Below are 20,174 nucleotides of genomic sequence, written 5' to 3'. Positions count from 1 at the left end.
CTCAAGTCAGGTGTCTCTGGTTGTGAGTAACTCATCAAATATGTTCTGAATCCAGAATCTAAGTGGGACGCTTTTCAAGTCAATCTGCCTGTCTCGGGCTCATAAATCACTTATCCACAAGGCGCTCAGGCAGCTCTGAAGTGGCACAATACATCCCTAAACTGAACGCTCTCGTCGCGCTCAGACATAAGATCACGCATTCCGAACCGTGCGGTAACCACAGGGCACAGTGCAAGCATCACGTGAAGTCACGCGTTCAACAACTTAAAATCGAACGAGAAATCAGCCCTGATTGCGCAGGTATTCCATGATCGCGGGCCGTACGTTCATGTCGCCGCGATGGCGGGCATCCATGATCACCTTGCGCACATCCTCAAGATTTGAACGCCGCAACAGCGATTTCACCGGCCCGATGGACGCCGGGCGCATGGACAATTTGCGCAGACCGATGGCCGACAGGCACAGCGCCTCAACGGGTCGCCCCGCATCCTCGCCGCAGAATGACAGCGACGTTCCGGTCAATTCACACCGCTCCACGATCCGCTCGATAAAACTGAGGAAGGAAACGTTCAGCGTATCATAGCGGCGACGCACCCTCTCATTCTCGCGATCCGCGGCAAAGAAGAACTGCTTCAGGTCGTTGCCCCCGATCGACAGGAACCCGACCTCTTCAAAGAATTTCTGAGGGGCAAAGGCAAGGCTGGGCGTCTCAAGCATCGCGCCCACTTCGACCGTTTCCGGCACCACATGGCCCAAACGCCGCTCACGGTCGAGCGCCTTGTCCATTTCGGCCTTGGCCTGGGTGTATTCCTCGTATTGCGCCACAAAGGGGAACATGATCGTCAGGGGCCGCCCATTGGCCGCCCGGATCAGCGCCTGCAACTGCATCCGCAAAACACCGGGCTTGTCGAGGCCCACGCGGATCGCACGCCAGCCCAGCGCCGGGTTCGGCTCGTCATTGGGTTTCATATAGGGCAGCACCTTGTCCGACCCAATATCGAGGGTGCGAAACACCACCGTTTTACCCCCTGCCGCATCCAGAACGCGCGCATAAAGCGCGCTCAACTCGGACCGCGTGGGCATCTTGTTGCGCACCAGAAATTGCAACTCGGTGCGGAAGAGGCCAACGCCCTCGGCCCCCGACCCCTCAAGCGACGGCAAATCTGCCATCAAACCGGCATTCATATGCAGACCCACAACCGACCCGCATAGCGTTTCGGCAGGCTTGTCCCGGATCGAGACATAGCGCTCGACCGCCGCCGCCTGCATCGCCATCTTGTCGCGAAAGGCGGTAACAACAGTGTCGTCCGGGCGCAAATGCACGATGCCCTGTTCGCCGTCCACCATCACATGATCGCCATTGAGCGCCTCAAGCGTCGCGCGCTCTGCATGGACAATCAGCGGAATGGCGAGGGCGCGGGCGACAATGGCCGCATGACTGCCAACAGATCCGGCCTCAAGGATGATCCCCTTGAGGCTTCGGCCGTAATCCAACAACTCAGCCGGACCAATATTGCGGGCCACCAGAATGGGATTGGCGGGCATTTCGGCCCCGGTATCGGTCCCCTGCCCCGTCAGAATACGCAAAAGACGGTTGGACAGATCGTCCAGATCGCTCAGCCGTTCGCGCAAATAGCTGTCGGTGGCCTGGCCCATGCGCGCGCGGGCCAGCGATTGCTCTTTCTCGACCGCCGCCTCGGCGCTGAGGCCCCGGCTGATATCCTCTTCCATCCGGCGCATCCAGCCTTTGGAATTGGCAAACATCTTATAGGCTTCAAGGACTTCGGCCTGTTCCTTGTCGACCGACGCCAGGGCCAGCATCTTGTCCACGCCCACGCGCAATTCCTCGACCGCTTCGGTCAAGCGCTCAAGCTCGCGGTGCGGATCGTCGGCAATCGGGTTGCTGACAACGACACGCGGCTCGTGCAGCCAGATATGGCCCTCGGCCACACCTTCCTGGGCCACGGTGCCGCGCAACATGGCAGGCTGGCTGTGCCGCGCCTCCATCGCGCTGCCGTCCCCGACAAAAGCGCCCAGTTCGGCCATTTCGGCCAGAACCATCGCGACCACTTCGAGGGCATAGACCTCGTCGGCGGAAAATTCGCGCGCTTCTTTCGATTGGACGACCAAAACGCCCAATGTGTCGCCTAAACGCAGGATCGGCACACCCATAAAGCTTGAAAACACTTCTTCGCCGGTCTCGGGCATGAAACGAAAGCCGCGCTCTTGCGGCGCGTTGGCGGTGTTCACCACGCGGCGACGGCGGGCCACCTTGCCCACCAGCCCCTCGCCCAGGCGCATCCGGGTCTGGTGCACAGCCTCGGGGTTCAACCCTTCGGTGGCGCACAGCTCAAGCGTATCTTCGTCCCGAAACAGATAGATAGAGCAGACTTCACTGCCGATGCTGGTGGCGATCAAATGCGTGATCTTGTCCAGCCGCGCCTGACCGGTGTCCTCGCCCGCCATCGCATCACGCAAACGGCCCAGCAGTTTGCGGCTTTCTGTTTCAACCCGTTCGGCCATTCTGGCCTGCTCCCCATTCTTGCGCGATCACAGCTTAGATCACAGCGCCTGCCAAAGCGAAATGGCAAACACAGCTCTTGCGCAAGGATTTTCTACCTATGGTCGCAATTTCGCACAATCACCCTGTCCGGGCACCGGCGAAGGAGTCTCAGGCCGCCTTGTCCAATTCGAACGCGTCATGCAGGGCCTGCACAGCCAGTTCCATGTATTTGCGGTCGATCAGTACGGAAATCTTGATCTCGGACGTGGTGATGACGCGGATGTTGATGCCTTCGGCGCTCAGCACGCGGAACATCTTGGCCGCGACGCCGGTGTGGCTGCGCATGCCGATGCCCACAACGCTAACCTTGGCCACGTCGGTGTCGGCGATCAGTTCCTGATAGTTGATGACGCCGCCATCCTTGGCCTCGGCCATCGCCTTTTCGGCGCGCGCCACCTCGGTGGTGGGACAGGACCAGGTCATGTCAGTGCGCCCCTCTTCGGCAATGTTTTGCACGATCATGTCCACATTCACGCCCGCATCGCTGAGGGCGGTAAAGATGGTGGCGGCGATGCCGGGGCGGTCGGCCACGCTGACCAGCGTCATCTTGGCCTCGTCCCGGGAATAGGCCACTCCGGCCACGACATTGCTTTCCATGATATCCTCCTCGGCACAGACAAGGGTGCCCGCCACATCACTGGGTTCTTCGAAACTCGACAAGACGCGCAAGCGCACGTTGTAGCGCATGGCCAGCTCGACCGAGCGGGTCTGCAAGACCTTGGCGCCCAGCGAGGCCAGTTCCAGCATCTCTTCGAAGGCGATCTTGTCCAGCTTGCGCGCCTTGGCCGAGACGCGTGGATCGGTGGTATAGACGCCGTCCACATCCGTATAGATGTCGCACCGTTCCGCCTCAAACGCGGCGGCAAAGGCCACCGCGGTGGTGTCACTGCCACCCCGGCCCAGGGTGGTGATGCGCCCCTCGGGGCTGACGCCCTGAAAGCCCGCGACCACGGCCACCCGCATACCCTCGCCGAACTTGGCGGTGATGTTGTCGGTGGGAATCTCTTCGATCCGGGCACTGGAATGGGCCGACGTTGTCTTGACCGGCACCTGCCAGCCCTGCCAGCTGCGCGCAGGCACGTCCATTTCCTGCAAGGTCAGGGCCATGAGGCCCGCAGTCACGTTCTCGCCCGAGGACACAACCGCATCATATTCGCGGGCGTCATAGAGGGGCGAGGTTTCGTTCACCCAACCGACCAACTCGTTGGTCTTGCCGGACATGGCCGACACGATGACGATCACGTCATAGCCCTTGGCCACTTCCACGCCCACACGTTTCGCGGCGCGGCGTATACGGTCGAGGGTGGCCACGGATGTGCCACCGAATTTCATCACCAAAACGGGCATATGCGCCTCACGTCAAAATCCCGAAGGGCCATACGCCGCCCCGCGCCCAAGCACAAGCACAAGGCGCGCCAAGGCATTCGTCTCTGTTGTAAAAAACCTTGCGCCGCCCTCAATAGGCGTGCGGCTGCCCGTCCCACGTCTCGAACACGCCTGTCGTCTCGTGCGACAGCGCGGCAAACCGTGCCACCAGGCCGGCCACAGACTCGTCAACCGTGATCGCCGCCTCAGCGCCGCCCATATCGGTCTGCACCCAACCGGGGTGATAGATGCCAACGGCCACCTGCCCCGCCAGGTCAGCGGCCAGGTTCCGGCCCACATTCAACACCGCCGCCTTGGACGCGCGATAGATATAGCTGCCGCCCGGCGCGCGGGTGTGCGAGGCCATCTGCGACGAGATGATAGCGATCTTGGGCGCATCGGCTGCCCGCAGATGCGGCAAGAGCGACTGGATCGTCAAGAACACGCCCGTCACGTTGGCCGCAAAGCTTTGGGCCCAAAGATCGGGCGCATATCCTGTTTCCAGATCGGCCCCCTTGTCCAGATAAACCCCCGCATTGCAGACCAGCAGGTCGATGGGCTGCCCCGCCAGCGCGGTGGCCATGGCCGCATGATCGGCAGGCTGGGTCACGTCCAGGGTCATTTCCGCCCCGGCCGACCGGCCCGTGCCCGTCACCTGATGGCCCGCATCGCGGTAATGGGCCGCAAGGCCCGCGCCGATGCCACGTGTGGCACCCGTAATCACAATATGCATGAGGTCAGTTCGCTTTGCGTGTGGGGATAAAGGGCAAGGGGGCCACCGGCACCCCGTCATCAATCAGGGCCTTGGCCTCCGCCAGGTTCGCCTCGCCCCAGATGGGGCGTTCGGGCGCATCGCCCAAATGCATGGACCGGGCCTCGCTCGCGAAACCACCGCCCACGTAAGTCGCATTCTTTTCAACGTGATCGCGCATCTCGCTCAGCGCCTGGGCCACCTCTGGCGAGGGCGGCTGTACCTCTGGCGCGGAAGCCACGGGGGCGGGCACATCCTTGGTCCGGGCCGTGCTGACGCGGGGGGCCATGATGGCCTTGGACACATCCGCGCCGCCGCAGACGACGCAGGCCACATGGCCGCCCGCCGTCAACGTGTCAAAGGCGTCGGCATTGGCAAACCAGCTTTCGAACTGGTGGCCTTCGCTGCATTTCAAAGTGTATTTGATCATTGTCCCACGAATGTAAGGGCCGTGCGGGAAATAGCAATCACCGCGAGGCGACCGCAAGGCCCCTATCGCAAGACGCGCGGGTCAAAGTCGCGCAGGATGCGCGCCAGTTCCGGCTCGCCCACCAGCGACGCGGCTTTGCTCCGGCTCAGCCATTTGCGTTTGCGTTGCCCGGCTTCGGGGAAATCCTTGGCCAGGGACTTTACGCGCACCGCATACACCATCGCCACGCAAGGCAGCAATTCCTCGTCATCCACCTGCTTGGTATAGGAAAACAGCCCCAAAGGTTGCGCATCCACACGGCCGACAACACCCGCCTCTTCCCAGGCTTCCTGCGCCGCACTTTTCTGCGGCGTCATGCCGTCCATGGGCCAGCCTTTGGGAATGATCCAGCGCCCCGTGCGCCGGGTGGTCACCAAAAGAACCTGCACCTTGTCGCCTTTGATGCGATAGCACAGGGCCGCAAATTGCGTCCGGACAGATGATTTTGTCGATGCCCCGAAATGCAGGGGCAGTTGTTTGATAATAGGGGCTGTCACTGCTGCGGCCCTCCTCGTTTTTTCCGTTTATACCCATTTTGCAGGGAAAACACCAGCTTAGAGGGCAGTTATCCACAAGCGCCCCGGGTTTGGCCGCCCTGAAACGCAAGGGCATATGCGGCCCAGACGTGCAACACCCCTTGAGCCAGGCCGCCGCTTGCCCAATAGTGCCCCTCGTGATGAAAACCTCTCGTTGGATCAAAGGCTTGGCCCTGATGCTGGGCATCGCTCTGCTTGCCGGGGCCACAAGAGCAGAGCCGTTGCGCATTTTTGCCGCTGCAAGCCTTCAGGGGCCGCTGGATGCCGTTGCGGCAGGTTGGTCCGATAGGGCCCGCATCAGCTATGGCGGCAGCGGCACGCTGGCCCGGCAAATCAGCCTCGGCGCTCCAGCCGATATCGTGATTCTGGCCAACACCGCCTGGATGGATTGGCTGGTCGATCAGGGCCATATCACCGGGCCTGGAACCGATTTTCTGTCCAATGATCTTGTACTGATCGGCCCCGCTGGCGCGCGCGCCCTGCTCGCCCCAAGCGCTGACGCGCTGATCTCCCGGCTTGACGGCGGGCGCATGGCCATCGGCCAGCACATGTCGGTGCCAGCAGGGATATACGCCAAAGCCTGGCTTGAGAACATCGGCGCATGGAACAGCCTGCGCCCCCATCTGGCCGAAACCGACAATGTGCGCGCGGCCCTCGTTCTGGTCGCGCGGGGCGAGATGCCCCTTGGCGTGGTCTATAGCTCTGACGCGGCAAGCAGCGACGCCGTTTCCGTCCTCTGGACCGTGCCGCGCGACCAGCATCCCCCCATCCGCTACCCGGCCGCCGCCCTGACGCCCGCCGGGGCCGCGTTCCTCGCGCATCTGACATCCCAAACCGCAGCCTTCGAGGCCGCGGGGTTCAGGCCCATGCCATGATGCTCGACCCCGCCGGATGGGAGGCTTTGCGCCTGTCCCTGCTGGTCGGAGTGACGGCCACGGTGCTGGCGCTGCCGCTCGCGATCTGGGTCGCGTGGCTGCTGGCACGGCGGGATTTCTGGGGCAAGTCCGCGCTGAATGCGGCGGTCCATTTGCCCCTGGTCCTGCCCCCGGTCGTGACCGGATACCTTTTGCTCATCGCCTTTGGGCGCACAGGCCCGGCGGGCCGTTTCCTCGAAGAAACCTTTGGCCTCGTCCTCGCCTTTCGCTGGACGGGGGCCGTGCTTGCCGCCGTGGTCATGGGTTTTCCGCTGATGGTGCGCGCCATAAGGCTGGCGATCGAGGCGGTGGATCCCAAGCTCGAACAAGCCGCCCGCACTCTGGGCGCCCCGGGCTGGGCCGTTTTTCGCACCGTCACCCTGCCCCTGATCCTGCCCGGCATTCTGGCGGGGGGCGTCATGGGCTTCGCCAAGGCCATTGGCGAGTTCGGGGCCACAATCACCTTCGTCGCCAACATCCCCGGCGAAACGCAAACCCTGCCCTCGGCCATCTACGCCCTTTTGCAGGTGCCGGGGGGTGAGGATGCGGCGATCCGCCTGGTCCTCTGGGCCTGCGTGTTGGCTCTGGGGGCAGTGGTCTTGTCGGAATGGCTGGCGCGGCGGGTCGCGGCACGGATTGCGGGCACATGACACTGTCGGTCGCCCTCCAGCACCGCTTTGGCGGCTTTGATCTCGATGTCCGCTTTGAGGCGGGTCGCGGCGTCACCGCCCTCTTTGGTCGCTCGGGCGCGGGCAAGACCACGATCGTGAACGCGGTTGCGGGGCTCTTGCGCCCTGATACGGCACAGATTTCCCTCAACACTGTGACCTTCAACGACGCCCGCACCTGTCTGCCCCCGCACAAGCGGCGCGTGGGCTATGTGTTTCAGGATGCACGGCTTTTCCCTCACCTGAGCGTCGCGCAAAACCTCGATTACCCGCAACGCTTCGGGGCCAGACCCACGGGCCGCGACCGGATTATCGAGATGTTGGGCATCGGCGCGCTGCTGGCCCGCCGGCCCGGCACCCTGTCGGGGGGCGAACGGCAGCGGGTCGCCTTGGGCCGCGCGCTGCTGGCCGACCCGCGCCTTCTGCTGATGGATGAACCCCTTGCCGCCCTCGATGGCCCGCGCAAGGCCGAGATCCTGCCCTATCTCGACCGCCTGAAATCCGAAGGGACGGTGCCGATCCTCTATGTCAGCCATGCGGTAGACGAGGTGGCGCGCCTGGCCGATCACATGGTCCTTTTGTCAGGGGGCCGCGTGGCGCGGCAAGGGCCGCTTTTTGATGTGATGGCGGACCCTGCCGCCGTGCCCTTGCTGGGCGTGCGCGAGGCGGGTGCGGTCCTGCGCGCGCATGTGACGGAACATGGGCTGGATGGGCTCAGCACACTGCGTGTGGCGGCAGGCGAGGTGCAATTGATGGGCGTTCAGGCGGCCGTGGGCGCGGAAATACGCTTGCGTGTGTTGGCGCAGGACGTGCTTTTGTCGCTGGACCGGCCCACGGGGCTGAGCGCCCAGAACATCCTGCCCGTGACCATCGCCGCCATCCGCGAAGGCGACGGACCGGGGGCGGCCATTGCGCTGGATGCGGGGGGCGACACGCTGCTCGCGCGGGTGACGTCACGGGCGGTCACGTCCATGGGGCTGACCACCGGCCAAAACCTCTTTGCCATCATCAAGGCCACATCGGTCGCCCAGACCGCCATTTCAGGTGGCGCTATTTCAGCAAAAGCATCTGCGCCCTGAGGCGTTCCACCACTTCGGCATGGGGCACATCCGCCTCAATCGCGAGGCGGCGCAGACCGAAATGCACATGGGCCATATCGGTGTAATAGCTGGTATAGGCATAGTTCGTCGCGGCCCCCGCCACAGCCCCCAGCACAGGCACGGTCTGGGCCGCCAGTTTCTGGCCCATCACAACCGCCAGACGCGGGGCGACGCGGGCAATCACCGCCTGCATCGCTGTGCCCGTCAGCGCCAGACGGGCCGAGAGGAATGCAATATCGCTGCCATCATCATGTTCCAACGGACCAGCCGAGGCAAAGACCTGCACACAATCAAAGCGCACGGATTCCGTCGCCGGATCAAAGCCATGGTCGACGGCAACCCCTTCGATCACGCGCAAGAGCAGGGTTGTCGTGACAGGCAGTTCGGCCAGGGCCGTGGGCAATCCACCCATCCCGCCTGCGGCCCCCATGGCCGTCCCCACGGCGGTGTTCAACCATTCCGACTGGTCAGGCACAACTCCACGTGATCGGCTGGCCACGACCATCGCCTGTTCAAGGGCCGCGCGTGTGGCGGCGTTGAGTTGTTGCGATACGGGTGTGGGCAACTTATCGAGCAAGCTGTCCGCACGAGTGCCCAAAAGGTTCAAAACCTGAATGCCCAAACCGCCTGCCGCCTTGTAGCGTTTTGCGATGCGGGCCAATTCGGCCTCGGGATCAATCGGGGTGGTCACGACAATTTCGGTCATGGGCTAAGAGGTGGGGCCGCCCGCGCCGAATTTCAATCCAGACGTTGCACATCGCCCGTGATGCCATCCCAGGCGCCGGGCACCATGGCGCGGCCCAACACCCGGTCGGGGTTGGTGGGTGGGGGCATGATCACATCGTCAAGGCGGGCAAAGCCAAAGCGGTTGTAATAGGGCGCATCGCCCACCAGCATGACCCGGGCCCAGCCCAGCGGCGCGGCCGCCTCCAGCGAGGTCTCGATCAACTGACGGCCCAGCCCCTCGCCTTGCCGGGTCGGGTGCACAGCCACAGGCCCAAGCAAAAGGGCAGGCACCTCGCCCACCCGCACCGGCCAATAGCGGATCGCACCGGCCAGAATCCCGTCACCATCGCGGGCCACATGGCTCAGCCCCGCTTGGGCCGGAACACCATCGCGCAAACGATAAGACGACAGCGCCTCGCGACCCGGGGCAAAGCACAGGTCATAGAGCGCCTCAACCTCCCACCAGTCATCGGGTGTCTCAACAGTCAGATGGTACATCTTGGGCGGGGCTTTTCGTGATCTGCGCTGGCCCCCGCCCTAACATGGGGGTAATCGTGAGGCAAACCACGCAAACTGCGGAGCCCTCATGTTCTACAAACCCAGCGACGGCCACGGCCTGCCCCACAACCCATTTAACGCCATCGTGACGCCCCGGCCCATCGGTTGGATTTCAACACGCGGCAGCAACGGGGCCGACAATCTGGCACCCTATTCCTTCTTTAACGCCGTGGCCTATGTGCCGCCGCAGGTCATGTTTGCCTCGACCGGGGTCAAGGACGACCGCGATGGCACCAAGGACAGCGTGTCCAACATCCGCGAGACGGGCGTGTTTTGCGTGAACGTCGTGGAATACGCCATGAAGGATGTGATGAACAAAACATCCGGGGACTGGACGGCGGACACGGATGAATTTGCGCTGGCCGAGATCGAAAAGGCGGCCTGTGACCAGATTGACTGCGCCCGAGTGGGGGCGGCGCCTGCATCGCTGGAATGCCGGATGACCCAGATTGTGCAACTGGAAGGGGCCGCGAATTTCGTGGTCTTTGGCGAAGTTGTGGGCGTGCATATGCGCGATGATTGTCTGGTAGACGGCATTTTTGACGTGACACGGTTCAACCCGCTGACGCGGTTGGGCTATCGCGACTATTCGGTGGTGCGCGAAAAGTTCAGCCTGGCGCGCCCCGGCGAATGAAGTTTCCCGAGGCGGGCCGCGCCTATCCTGTGACCCTGCCCGATGGGTCGGCCCATCCTGGCACGGTGTTTCTGGACCAGGTGATTGATCATCCGAATTTCGCGGTTGGGGCCTATAGCTATGCCTCCGATTTCGACCCGCCCGTCGATTGGGCCGCACATCTGGCGCCCTACCTGTTCGCAGGTGGGCCGGACCGGTTGGGGATCGGCAGGTTTTGCCAGATCGCACATGGGGTGCGGTTCATCACCAGCGGGGCGAACCACGCGATGGACGGGGCGACAACTTTTCCCTTTCCCATCTTTGATCCAGAGCAGATCGGAACCTACCGGCCCGACAGCCGCGATACGGTGATCGGCCACGATGTGTGGTTGGGGTACGGGGCCATCGTCTGCCCGGGTGCCCGGATCGGCAACGGGGTGATAGTCGGCGCCGGTGCGGTCGTGCGCGGTGTGGTGCCTGATTACGCGGTGGTGATGGGCAATCCGGCAACCGTTGTGCGGATGCGGTTTGAGCCTGACAAGGTTGCCGCCTTGCTGGCTGCGGCCTGGTGGGATTGGCCCCTGGACCGGATCAAGGAGGCGGTGCCCGCCTTGATATCAGGAGACCTTGGCGCATTGGACTGAGGGGCCGTTTTCCGACACGGAAAACGGCAGGAAACCGATACGGTTTCCAGTTGCGCGCGGGCGGTGAAGGACGCGCTGTTTTCCGTGCCGGAAAACAGCCGGAAAACGTGTCGTTTTCCGCCCCCTCAGTGGCCGCCCAGAATGCCCGTACGCACACCGTAATCCGTCGCAATCTCGTAGTCGGGATCATCGTCACTGTCGACGATCAGGTGTCCCGCATTGGTCAGCAAACGGTGGCAGTCATGGGTCAGATGGCGCAGCTGCACCCGCTTGCCCACATCTTCATATTTCATCGCCAGCGCCTCGATGGCCTGCAATGCGGACTGGTCCACCACCCGGCTATCCGCGAAATCAACGATGACCTCGGAGGGATCATTCTCCACGTCAAACATCTCGATGAACCCGCTGGCCGAGCCGAAAAACAGCGGCCCCTGCACCTGATAGACCCGCGCGCCCTCTGGCGTTTTATAGCTCTTGGCGTGGATGCGCCGCGCATTGTTCCAGGCATAGGCCAGCGCCGACACGATCACACCGACGACCACCGCGACGGCCAGATCTTCCATCACCGTCACGACCGTGACCAGCACGATGACAAAGGCATCCGTCAAAGGCACCTTGCGCAGGATCTTGAGCGAGTTCCAGGCGAATGTCCCGATCACAACCATGAACATCACGCCAACCAAGGCCGCCAGCGGAATCAGCTCGATCACCGAAGACCCGACCAGAATAAAGGCCAGCAAAAACAGCGCCGCCGCAATGCCCGCGATCCGCGTCCGCCCCCCGGATTTCACGTTGATCATCGACTGCCCAATCATCGCGCACCCGCCCATGCCGCCAAAGAATCCGGTCGCCGTATTGGCCACGCCTTGCGCGATACATTCCTGTGACGCCCCGCCCCGCTGGCCGGTCAGATCGCCGACCAGGTTGAGGGTCAACAGGCTCTCGATCAGGCCAATGGCCGCCAGGATCACCGCATAAGGCAGGATGATCTCGAGGGTTTCCCAATTCAGCGGCACCATCGGAATGTGGAAGGAGGGCAAGCCGCCCTGAATGCTGGCCAGATCGCCCACACGCGGCACGTCCAGGCCAAAGCCGATCACGACGGCGGCCACGATGCCGATGCCCGCCAGAGGCGCCGGGATCGCCTTGGTCAGGCGCGGCGCAACCCAGATGATCGCCATGGTGGCCCCCACCAGGATCAGCATGAGCATCAGGGGCATGCCCGACAGCCATTCACCGCCCGCCATGCCATGGCCCGACGCCTCAGCCGTGCCCGGCACCTTGAATTGCGTCAATTGGGCCAGGAAAATCACGATGGCCAACCCGTTGACAAAACCCAGCATCACCGGATGCGGCACCAGGCGAATGAACTTGCCCCACTGCATCACGCCCGCGAAAATCTGCAAAAGCCCCATCAGAACAACCGTGGCAAAGAGGTATTCAACGCCGTGCTGCGCCACCAGCGCCACCATCACAACGGCCAAAGCCCCCGTGGCCCCCGAAATCATGCCGGGGCGACCCCCAAAAATCGCGGTGATCAGACCCACCATAAAGGCCGCGTAAAGGCCCACCAGCGGATGAACCCCCGCGACAAAGGCAAAGGCAACGGCCTCAGGCACCAGCGCCAGCGCCACCGTCAGGCCCGAAAGCAGCTCGGTCTTGATCTGACCGGGGGTCAGCTTGACCTCGCCCGGCGAGATGGAGAAATCGCCAAAACGGGTCTTGGTTCGCATGCTCGAAAAATCGAAAAAGGCCATGAACGCCCCTCTGCTGGTCTGCGGGTTACGGCGGGCACCTAACGCATCACCGCAGCAATGGCCATGGGTGCTGGGCGCGCGGCGGCTATGAAGGCAAAGCATAGCAAATGGGGCACAGATGATGCGAAGGCACAGAGCACGCGGAGTGCCATCTGGTGACAGGCCCGCAGGTGTGGTTCTGTACCTGCGCCGCGCTACACTCCGACACCGCGCTCGCCCGCACATATCATCACGCATCACAAAGGCGCTACAGCCGTGAAATACCTGATCCTGTGTCCAACCTATAACCACGCCGACGCGCTCTTTATGTCGGTGGCCAGTGTGCGCGCCCAGCAGATCGAGGATTGGGAACTGGTCATCGTGGGCGACGGCGCGCCCCCGCGTATGAACCAGATCGCGGCCGAATTCACAGCGCAGGATGCGCGCATCCGCTATGTGCCCCATCCCAAAGGGCCCCGCTATGGCGAAACCTATCGCGACGCCATCATCCGCGACAGCGACGCCGACGTTGTCTGCCACCTCAGCGATGATGACCTCTGGGCGCCGGATCAGCTGGACATCATGGGCGCGCTCCTGCGCGAGGCGGAGTGGGTCAACCAGTCCGAGGTCAGATTGCTGCCCGATGGCAGCTTGCAAAGTGGCGTGCTGAACCATGGCAAACCTGAATTCAGGGCCGCCGCGCAAAACCGCAAACACGTGTCCAGCGGTCTGAACTATGTGGGCTACCGGCGCGACACCTACCTCAAATTGCCCGAAGGCTGGACAGATGCGCCCTGGGAGGAAGGTCAATCAGACCAGTATATGTGGGCCAAATTCATGCGCCTGCCGGAACTGTCGATTGCCAGCACCATGCGCTGCGGCGCGCTCAAGCTGACCAGCCACACCGACAAACGCTTTGGCGCAACGCCCGAATTTCGCGCGGTTGAGCTTGGGCCCTGGCTCGCCCGGATCGGCAGGCCTGGCTTTATGGACAGCTTGCGCAAAAAAGCCAGCGTCTATGACCGCATCGCACGCGTCTTTGCCGTTTCGGGCGGGGCCGAATGCGCGACGCTGGCCGAGGCCTTTGACCGGGCCGGGTTGCGGCCGGTGGACCAGGACGCGACACCCAACATTGCCGTCAACGGCGCTTTGATGGATGTGCCGCTGACAGCCGCGCAACTGGATCAGGCGACATTGGCCTGGCTGACGCTGCGGAGCCTCGTGGGTGCGCCGGGCGACGCCGCGCAGGAACAGGCGCTGGTCGATATGTTGGGCACGCAGCGGCCCCGCTGGATCAAGGCGCTGCATCTGCTCAACCAGGACTTCCCCGATGCCGCGATGGCCGGTGTCGCCCTGTTCGAAGCGCGGTTGGACGGTACGGCCCGTCCCGCACAGTTGCTCAGGGCGGTGCTGGCCGCGCGCGCGGGTGATGCCGCAACAGCCCAGGTCATTCTGGACGACACACCGCAGGCGTGGCGCAGCGGACAGGATTTCCAAAATGCGCAATCCGTGGTCAAATCCTTCCAGACGCCATCCGCCAAACGGCCCTGGCTGACCCAGGCACGCCCCCCGCTTGACCGCTAAGCGCAAACGGGCAATGGCTCGGCGGCAGCTATTTGAATAAAGATGTAATATGACCAAACCAGAGTCCCTGCTCGAAAAGACGATTGCCGCCGCCATCGCGGATGAACGCACCGTATCAGACGACGGCGTACCGATCCGACAATTGCCTGACGGGATGCGCGAGCGAGCCTCGATCAAACATATTGATGATCGCGGATCGGTCACCGAAATGTTCGATACGCGCTGGAACTGGCACCCCGACCCGATTGAATTTGTCTACCAGTTTTCAATCCGCCCCGGCGCCATCAAGGGATGGGGGCTGCACCAGCGTCACGAAGACCGCTATTTCCTGCTCAAGGGCGAGATGGAGTTGGTGCTCTACGACGTGCGCCCAGACAGCAGCACCTATGGCAAAGTCTCAAAAATCGTGCTGAGCGAGGATCAACCCAAGATCGTCAGCGTGCCCAGCAATGTCTGGCACGCCGACCACAATATCGGCGACACCGAGGTCTTGGTCGTGAACTTCCCCACCATTCAATATGATCACAGCGCCCCGGACAAAATCCGCCTGCCGCTGGACACACCGCTCATCCCATACGACTTTGGCCCGGATGCCAAAGGCTGGTGATCCGACCACGGCAACCCGGGCACATCCGGTCAAAACCCGATCATGCCCAGCGCGGCAAAGGCAATGACACCCAGAACCATCGTGGCAATCACATGATTGGTCACAACTGCCACCCCGAGGGCCACACAGGCGGCGGCCCAGGTCCCCGTCGGCGCTCCTGCAAGAGAGGCGGCAACCAGACTGACAATGATCAGGCCCGGCAAATCCTCCAGCATCCATGCATGGCGCGACGCCTGAATTCGGGCCCCCGCAATCAGGCCCAAAAGGCGGATGGCAAAGGCTGACAGCGCCAGAATGCCGATCACGGCCCATTGCGCGCCGGTCATGCCAACACACTCCGGCGACGCAGCGCAAAGGACACAACCAGCCCGCAGGCGGTTCCCACCACGATGGCATAGGCTTTGGGAAGGCCCAGCAGAACCACGGCAATCGTCGCCAAACCCGCCACGGCCCAGGGCAGCACCTGCGCCCGCCCCCGCCAAAGGCCCCGCGCCATTGCGATAAAGGCGGCGGTAAAGGCAAAGCCAAGGCCAAACCGCTCCAGATCGGGCAGCACCGTGCCCGCAAGCGCGCCTGCCGTGGTCGATGCTGTCCAGACACAGATCATCACAGCCCCCGACCCGATCAGAAACCGGGCGCCGATATCGGGCGATTTGGCCCGCTCTGCCATGGTCAGCGCCCAGTTTTCGTCGCCCGTGATGTGAATGGCCACCATCTTGGCACGCAAGGACAGCCCAGCAAGCACGTCAGACAATGAGGCCACGATGCCCACATAGCGCAGGTTCAGCGCGGCCCCCGCCAATGCGGCCCCCAACACCGCCTGGGTTGAGGCAAACTGCTCAACAGCGACAATTTGCGATGATCCCGCATGCACGGCGGCACTCATCACCCCAACGCCCCACCATGGGAAACCGACCTGGGCGGCCAACAACCCAAAGGCAAAGCCATAAAGGGCGGCACCCAAGGCCAAGGGAAGAACAGCAAGCGCACCATGTTTCATAGGCAAAGGGATAAGGGATTTCCTTGATGCGATGAATATAAAAATTCGTATAATTGCGATGCGATCCCATCATTGAACATCGCATTCAGGGAAAATCAGATCATGGACTCCACCGACCGCAAACTTCTTGACCAGTTGCAACGCAATGCCAAGACCCCCGTTCACAGCCTCGCCGAGGCTACGGGCATCTCTACCGCATCGGTGCAGCGGCGGATGCGTGCCCTGCGCGACGCGGGTGTGATCCAGCGCGACGTGGCGATCCTCGACCCCAAACAGGTGGGCCTGGGTATCACGGCCATCGTGTCGGTCGAACTGGAACGTGACAGGCTGGACCAGATCGACGCTTTCAAGCGCAAGGCCCGCGCAGACCCGCAAGTCACCCATTTCTATTGCATCGCGGGCGAGGCCGATTTCATTCTGATCGTCATGGCCAAGGACATCGCCGGTTACGAGGCCTTTACCCACCGCTTTTTCTTTGCCGACAAGAATGTGCGGAAATTTCGCACCTCCATAGTGGTATCGACGGAAAAGGCCACGTCCGAATTACCACTGTGACATCGGATATCCGGCGGCCACACGCCCGGACGCAGCCAGTCAATCTCCCGCACTCATCAATCTAACAGATGATCCACGCCATGGGCCCGGTTTCGGGCCGGTTATGGTGCAATACCGCCATGTCGCAAGCGGCCGCACTTGGTCGTCGCGTAATGGTCCGACTAAGGGCAAAGCACCTACCGTTGCCTATGACCGGCTATGAAAACAGGAGGCGGCCATGACGAACCACAAGGGCGGATGCTTGTGCGGTGCCATCACCTACAACGTCGCAGGCCCACTGCGCCAGATCATCGCATGTCATTGTATTCAGTGCCGAAAAACCAGCGGTCACTATGTGGCAGCGACCCAGACCGCGACCGCCAGCTTGACCATTTCCGGCGCCGTGACATGGTATCAGTCTTCAGACAAGGCGCGACGCGGATTTTGCGGCACATGCGGCAGCCCGTTGTTCTGGCAGCCCGGAAACCGCGCGGTCACGTCCCTCTTCGCGGGCGGTTTAGACGGACCAACCCGGTTGAAGATCGTCAAACAAATCCATACGGAGGCGAAGGGCGATTATTACGCTTTGCCCCACACCGAAACCAGCGACCAAGATCCCTGCGCAGGCTAAGCGCCGCGCCCGCAGGTCACAGCGTGGCGCCACTTGGCCCCTTGCCCACGCGCGGATGGGCCCGCGTCCCGTCCGACAGCCCGATACAGAGCACAATTTCATCCGCGCGCGGCCCATCCGCCACGCTCAGGGTCATCGTGTCAATATGATCAAAAGACCACGCCTCGTCCTTGTGGCCCAAGGGCAGATCAATGCTACTGCCCAACGCGCCCACCTTGTGGTTTGACGGCATCAGGGACGCGCCCCCGCCCACAGCCGCACGCACCGGCTTGCCCAGCGTCGGGTGCAACACGGCGGCCCCATGCTCCATCGCGCCCAGCGTGCCGACAAGGGCCGCCTTGCCATAACACAGGGGCGCGCCGCCCAGCATCGCCACCAGCTCAGTGGTCAGACTGTCGCCCAGCCGCGCCGCCACCTCGAAAAGCGGCGACAGATCCGCCTGATGCAGCCCTGCAAACGGGTTTCGCACGACCGCCATCCCCGCCACCCGCGTAATTGGCACACAAGGGGTGCCTATCTCGTCCGAATGGATGATCTCTTTGATAAACAGTGTTTTTCTGACGTCCATGGTCACGCTTTCTGATGCAGGCCGGGGGTGGTTCGCCCCTTGATATGTTGAAAAACAAAGCCAAGCGGCACAACAAAGGCAAAAAGGGCAACCGCCAGCCATATCGGTGCGCGCGAATCCCCCGTCGCATCCAAAAGCGCACCCGCAACCGGGGGGGTCACCAGCATGATGGCGTAATAGATGGTGAAAAAGATCCCCATGCCAAAGGCCCGCACCTGTGGCCGCATCGCTTGGCCCGCCATGGCCATGATGACCCCCGCCGGGGCCATGCCCACCAGCCCAAAAAGGACACTGGCCCCAAGGCCCGCCCCTGGCACGCTCAGCAACAACAGGGCCACACAGGCCCCCGCCATACAGAGCGTCAGGACAAGGCTGCGCCCGCCAAAACGGTCCACCACCTGCCCGCAGGCGGCCCCCGAAGCGGTCATGATCCAACTGCCGATGCTGATGATGCCCGCCGCCGCGATAGCCGTGTGGCCCAGCCCCTCCAGCACCTTGGGACCAAAGGCGAGGTAGATGACGTAAGCTGCATTGAACACGGCCCAGGCCGTTGCCGCGCAAAGCAGCAGACGCCACTCCTGCCCGGTCAACACGGCCGCCGCCCCCCCGGTTGCGCGGGGCAAAGCCTGCGGCACGCGATAAAACGCAAAGACGGACAGGGCCGCCGCCAGGCAATGGAGCGACGCTACCTGAAACGGGATATGCCACCCATAAGCCACTGCCAGCCAGGCATGGCCCACCTGCCCCATGGCAATGCCCAGCGGCCAACTCATCACGAAAATACCCATGGCCGTCGCGATCTCGTGGCCTTCAAACCAATCGGCAACCATCTTGGTGAAATACAGGTTCGCAAAGAGAAAACCGGCCCCCGACAGCACGCGCCCGGCCCCGATCATAAACCCATCCACCGCTACCGACGACACAAGCCCCCCAAGGGCCAAAGCGCCAAGGCCAAACACCACCATCAGGCGGTCAGTCACATAGCCGCCCCAATAGCCCGCCGGGATCGCCAGAAAAAGGCCCGGCGCCATGAACAGACCGATCAGAAACCCGATGGCGACGTAGTCCAGACCAAAGGCCACCACCAGATCGTCACCGACAGAGGCCACAGTCTGAAACTGAAACCCAAGCGCAATGCGGGCCAGAAACAACAGGCCCAGCATGCGCCAGCGCATCAGGTCCAGCCAAGACCGCGCAGCGCGTGCACGTCGTTCCAGATCTTGGTCATGTGACTGATCTTGCCGCCCTCAAGGCGCATGACATAGGCGTAATCCGACACCACCGCCTTGCCCGTGGGCGGCACCGGGCCACCCTCGCCGGTCTGGGTCCCGTGAAATTCGGCCGCCGCGACAACCGTGCCCCGTTCCGCATCGGCTGCAAAGGCGGTCAGTACATAGCGACCGTCAGGCACCGGGGTCAAAAGCCCCTTCATCCAGTCGGCATAGGCCGCCAGGGTCGTTACATCGGCCAACGCATCCGCCTGGCAGGCAAAACCGGCATCGTCCTGGCACCAGGCCTTGCACACGTCCCAGCCCTTACCGGTCTCGCAAGCTTCGAAAAACGCTTTGGCAGTCTCAAAATCCGTCATGGTGTGTCCCTTTTCAATACCTGCGCAGTCTGCACCAGAACGCGACCACGGCCTATCCCGCAAATGCTTTAAATTCAGACGCGCAGGTGCAGTACGCGATCTACAGCATTTGCAGGATTGCGTTTCGCCCCGCTTCTGGCCACGCTTGGCATCAGGTCGCAGGCGATGAAGGAAACAGCGTGGCGGATCAAACAGGCCTCAGCCAAAGAGAATTGCAGATCGCCCAATTCTACGCCGGTGGGCAAACCTACCAGACCATCGCAGGCACCCTTGGCATCGCGCCCAGCACGGTACGCACCCATCTGGCCACGATCTACCGCAAGCTTGACGTGTCCTCGAAACTCGACCTGGCCACCCGGCTCAACGGGGCCGCCGCCGCCGCACCACCGCGCAGCCAGGACGAAATGGCCATGGTGGTCTCTGAACTGGCACTGAGCCTCGAAGAGGCAACTAGCCGCGAAAAGGCTCTGGGCGAGGTGCTGCGGATCATCGGCACGGCACAGGGCGATCTGGACGCGGTGATGCCACTGATCCTGAACTATGCGCTTGAATTATGTGACGCCGAATTTGGCATCCTGTTCGAATATCGCGACGCCCAGCGCTTTGTCGCGAACCACAGCGCGGGCATCCCGGGCGCGTTCAAATCCTGGCTTGAGGATCAGGGCGTCTTTGCCGTCAGTGCGCAAACCGGCCTGGGCCGGATGGTCGCGCAGCAAAGTATCGTCAACATCATCGACGTCAAATCCGAGGCGATCTACCAAAGCGACGACCCCTTGCGCTTTGCCACGGCCGATCTGGGCGGGGCGCGGTCCTTTGTGGCGATCCCGATGCTGGCAGGTGACCGGCTGGTGGGGGCCTTTACGATCTACCGTCAGACGGTGCGCCCTTTTTCCGACGACACGACCCGATTGGCCCAGCTTTTTGCCGCGCAAAGCGTCATCGCACTGGAAAACGCGCGCATGATCAGGGCGCTACAAGCCGCCCAACGGTCGGCGGAGCCGGGCAGCGCATAAGACAAA

At 62.7% G+C, this 20,174-nt stretch carries 23 protein-coding genes; 10 read left to right on the top strand and 13 right to left on the bottom strand.

Going from position 1 to position 20,174, the window contains the following annotated elements:
* Positions 1–282: 282 nt before the first annotated feature.
* The 5 genes from ptsP to Q1A44_RS09805 form a co-directional block, all read right to left on the bottom strand.
* Entirely contained in the window at positions 283–2,523 is a 2,241-nt protein-coding gene (gene ptsP, locus Q1A44_RS09825; protein ID WP_299623721.1) for a phosphoenolpyruvate--protein phosphotransferase, read from the bottom strand.
* Between the two features lie 148 nt (positions 2,524–2,671).
* Complete coding sequence (locus Q1A44_RS09820; RefSeq protein WP_299623718.1) at positions 2,672–3,910, bottom strand: aspartate kinase; 1,239 nt, start codon at positions 3,908–3,910, stop codon at positions 2,672–2,674.
* Positions 3,911–4,019: 109 nt separating this feature from the next.
* Positions 4,020–4,661 carry an SDR family NAD(P)-dependent oxidoreductase gene (locus Q1A44_RS09815; protein ID WP_299623715.1) on the bottom strand — a complete coding sequence of 214 codons (642 nt, stop codon included), beginning with the start codon at positions 4,659–4,661 and terminating at the stop codon, positions 4,020–4,022.
* Positions 4,662–4,665: 4 nt separating this feature from the next.
* Positions 4,666–5,109 (bottom strand): DUF1178 family protein, encoded by a 444-nt coding sequence (locus Q1A44_RS09810; protein ID WP_299623712.1) that lies wholly within the window; start codon positions 5,107–5,109, stop codon positions 4,666–4,668.
* Positions 5,110–5,171: 62 nt separating this feature from the next.
* On the bottom strand, positions 5,172–5,645 hold the full coding sequence (locus Q1A44_RS09805) for an NUDIX hydrolase (RefSeq protein WP_299623709.1): 474 nt from the start codon (positions 5,643–5,645) through the stop codon (positions 5,172–5,174).
* Positions 5,646–5,824: 179 nt separating this feature from the next.
* Between Q1A44_RS09805 and modA the strand changes: the two genes are divergently transcribed.
* From modA to modC, 3 genes are read left to right on the top strand one after another with little or no spacing between them, the layout of a single operon-like run.
* Positions 5,825–6,559 carry a molybdate ABC transporter substrate-binding protein gene (gene modA, locus Q1A44_RS09800; protein ID WP_299623706.1) on the top strand — a complete coding sequence of 245 codons (735 nt, stop codon included), beginning with the start codon at positions 5,825–5,827 and terminating at the stop codon, positions 6,557–6,559.
* A complete protein-coding gene (gene modB / locus Q1A44_RS09795) occupies positions 6,556–7,248 on the top strand; it encodes a molybdate ABC transporter permease subunit (RefSeq protein WP_299623703.1) in 693 nt (230 codons plus the stop codon). Before modA ends, modB begins: the two co-directional genes overlap by 4 nt.
* Complete coding sequence (modC, locus tag Q1A44_RS09790) at positions 7,245–8,345, top strand: molybdenum ABC transporter ATP-binding protein (RefSeq protein ID WP_299623700.1); 1,101 nt, start codon at positions 7,245–7,247, stop codon at positions 8,343–8,345. The genes modB and modC overlap by 4 nt, the downstream gene beginning before the upstream one ends.
* On the opposite strand, the gene Q1A44_RS09785 is transcribed toward modC, so the two are convergent.
* Both Q1A44_RS09785 and Q1A44_RS09780 read right to left on the bottom strand, forming a co-directional pair.
* Positions 8,317–9,072 (bottom strand): EcsC family protein, encoded by a 756-nt coding sequence (locus tag Q1A44_RS09785; RefSeq protein ID WP_299623697.1) that lies wholly within the window; start codon positions 9,070–9,072, stop codon positions 8,317–8,319. The genes modC and Q1A44_RS09785 overlap by 29 nt on opposite strands.
* A 32-nt stretch (positions 9,073–9,104) precedes the next feature.
* Positions 9,105–9,590: a GNAT family N-acetyltransferase gene (locus Q1A44_RS09780; RefSeq protein WP_299623694.1), complete on the bottom strand. Its 486-nt coding sequence runs from the start codon at positions 9,588–9,590 to the stop codon at positions 9,105–9,107.
* A gap of 88 nt (positions 9,591–9,678) precedes the next feature.
* Between Q1A44_RS09780 and Q1A44_RS09775 the strand changes: the two genes are divergently transcribed.
* Together Q1A44_RS09775 and Q1A44_RS09770 are read left to right on the top strand one after the other, a co-directional pair.
* The gene (locus tag Q1A44_RS09775; RefSeq protein WP_299623691.1) at positions 9,679–10,284 is read left to right on the top strand and encodes a flavin reductase family protein; all 606 of its coding nucleotides are present in this window, start codon (positions 9,679–9,681) and stop codon (positions 10,282–10,284) included.
* Positions 10,281–10,907, top strand: a complete 627-nt coding sequence (locus Q1A44_RS09770) for a CatB-related O-acetyltransferase (protein ID WP_299623688.1) — start codon at positions 10,281–10,283, stop codon at positions 10,905–10,907. Before Q1A44_RS09775 ends, Q1A44_RS09770 begins: the two co-directional genes overlap by 4 nt.
* Before the next feature lie 125 nt (positions 10,908–11,032).
* Here Q1A44_RS09770 and Q1A44_RS09765 read toward each other — a convergent pair whose 3' ends face one another.
* Positions 11,033–12,640 carry a SulP family inorganic anion transporter gene (locus tag Q1A44_RS09765; protein WP_299624232.1) on the bottom strand — a complete coding sequence of 536 codons (1,608 nt, stop codon included), beginning with the start codon at positions 12,638–12,640 and terminating at the stop codon, positions 11,033–11,035.
* A gap of 279 nt (positions 12,641–12,919) precedes the next feature.
* On the opposite strand from Q1A44_RS09765, the gene Q1A44_RS09760 reads away from it, so the two are divergent.
* The gene (locus Q1A44_RS09760) at positions 12,920–14,227 is read left to right on the top strand and encodes a glycosyltransferase family A protein (RefSeq protein ID WP_299623685.1); all 1,308 of its coding nucleotides are present in this window, start codon (positions 12,920–12,922) and stop codon (positions 14,225–14,227) included.
* A 49-nt stretch (positions 14,228–14,276) separates the two neighbouring features.
* Complete coding sequence (locus tag Q1A44_RS09755; RefSeq protein ID WP_299623682.1) at positions 14,277–14,834, top strand: dTDP-4-dehydrorhamnose 3,5-epimerase family protein; 558 nt, start codon at positions 14,277–14,279, stop codon at positions 14,832–14,834.
* A gap of 29 nt (positions 14,835–14,863) precedes the next feature.
* Here Q1A44_RS09755 and Q1A44_RS09750 read toward each other — a convergent pair whose 3' ends face one another.
* Positions 14,864–15,160, bottom strand: coding sequence for an AzlD domain-containing protein (locus Q1A44_RS09750; protein ID WP_299623679.1), 297 nt, complete (start codon positions 15,158–15,160; stop codon positions 14,864–14,866).
* Positions 15,157–15,834 (bottom strand): AzlC family ABC transporter permease, encoded by a 678-nt coding sequence (locus Q1A44_RS09745; protein ID WP_299623676.1) that lies wholly within the window; start codon positions 15,832–15,834, stop codon positions 15,157–15,159. The genes Q1A44_RS09750 and Q1A44_RS09745 overlap by 4 nt, the downstream gene beginning before the upstream one ends.
* A 102-nt stretch (positions 15,835–15,936) precedes the next feature.
* Between Q1A44_RS09745 and Q1A44_RS09740 the strand changes: the two genes are divergently transcribed.
* Together Q1A44_RS09740 and Q1A44_RS09735 are read left to right on the top strand one after the other, a co-directional pair.
* Entirely contained in the window at positions 15,937–16,389 is a 453-nt protein-coding gene (locus Q1A44_RS09740) for an Lrp/AsnC family transcriptional regulator (RefSeq protein WP_299623674.1), read from the top strand.
* A 241-nt stretch (positions 16,390–16,630) separates the two neighbouring features.
* Positions 16,631–16,999 carry a GFA family protein gene (locus Q1A44_RS09735; RefSeq protein WP_366942599.1) on the top strand — a complete coding sequence of 123 codons (369 nt, stop codon included), beginning with the start codon at positions 16,631–16,633 and terminating at the stop codon, positions 16,997–16,999.
* Positions 17,000–17,015: 16 nt separating this feature from the next.
* On the opposite strand, the gene Q1A44_RS09730 is transcribed toward Q1A44_RS09735, so the two are convergent.
* From Q1A44_RS09730 to Q1A44_RS09720, 3 genes are read right to left on the bottom strand one after another with little or no spacing between them, the layout of a single operon-like run.
* A complete protein-coding gene (locus Q1A44_RS09730; RefSeq protein ID WP_299623667.1) occupies positions 17,016–17,567 on the bottom strand; it encodes an amino acid synthesis family protein in 552 nt (183 codons plus the stop codon).
* Between the two features lie 2 nt (positions 17,568–17,569).
* Positions 17,570–18,742 (bottom strand): CynX/NimT family MFS transporter, encoded by a 1,173-nt coding sequence (locus Q1A44_RS09725; RefSeq protein WP_299623664.1) that lies wholly within the window; start codon positions 18,740–18,742, stop codon positions 17,570–17,572.
* Complete coding sequence (locus Q1A44_RS09720; RefSeq protein WP_299623661.1) at positions 18,742–19,155, bottom strand: ester cyclase; 414 nt, start codon at positions 19,153–19,155, stop codon at positions 18,742–18,744. The genes Q1A44_RS09725 and Q1A44_RS09720 overlap by 1 nt, the downstream gene beginning before the upstream one ends.
* 179 nt (positions 19,156–19,334) lie before the next feature.
* Between Q1A44_RS09720 and Q1A44_RS09715 the strand changes: the two genes are divergently transcribed.
* Positions 19,335–20,168, top strand: a complete 834-nt coding sequence (locus Q1A44_RS09715; RefSeq protein WP_299623657.1) for a LuxR C-terminal-related transcriptional regulator — start codon at positions 19,335–19,337, stop codon at positions 20,166–20,168.
* The last annotated feature ends 6 nt before the right edge of the window (positions 20,169–20,174 follow it).

It is taken from the genome of uncultured Tateyamaria sp. (assembly GCF_947503705.1).
Taxonomy (GTDB): domain Bacteria; phylum Pseudomonadota; class Alphaproteobacteria; order Rhodobacterales; family Rhodobacteraceae; genus Tateyamaria.
Note: the sequence above shows the minus strand (reverse complement) of the source record. Positions and strands in the feature narration are given on the sequence as shown.